The organism is Escherichia sp. AM3, assembly GCF_032029835.1.
Taxonomy (GTDB): Bacteria; Pseudomonadota; Gammaproteobacteria; order Enterobacterales; family Enterobacteriaceae; genus Escherichia; species Escherichia coli.
In genome coordinates, this window is the sequence record NZ_JAVUPQ010001299.1 from 1 (window position 1) to 237 (window position 237).

The 237-nt window shown below is 60.3% G+C and carries 1 protein-coding gene; it reads left to right on the forward strand.

Annotated elements, in window-relative coordinates; all coding sequences use genetic code 11:
* Positions 1–237: Gfo/Idh/MocA family oxidoreductase (locus tag RTW80_RS30775; RefSeq protein WP_312722046.1), on the forward strand; the 237-nt coding region annotated here is incomplete at both ends.

The window sequence follows — 237 nt, forward strand, 5'->3', positions numbered from 1 at the left end:
TGTATAACCAGCGGCCCAACCCGCTGTATCAGAAATTGAAAGATCTGATCGACAGAGGCGAGCTGGGCGAGATCCGCCGCTCCAACTGGATAATCACCAACTGGTATCTCTCGCAGAGTTACTACAACTCCGGCGGCTGGCGCGCCACCTGGAAAGGGGAAGGCGGCGGCGTGCTGCTCAACCAGGACCCGCACCAGCTCGATCTCTGGCAGTGGCTGGTGGGCATGCCGGTTCGTC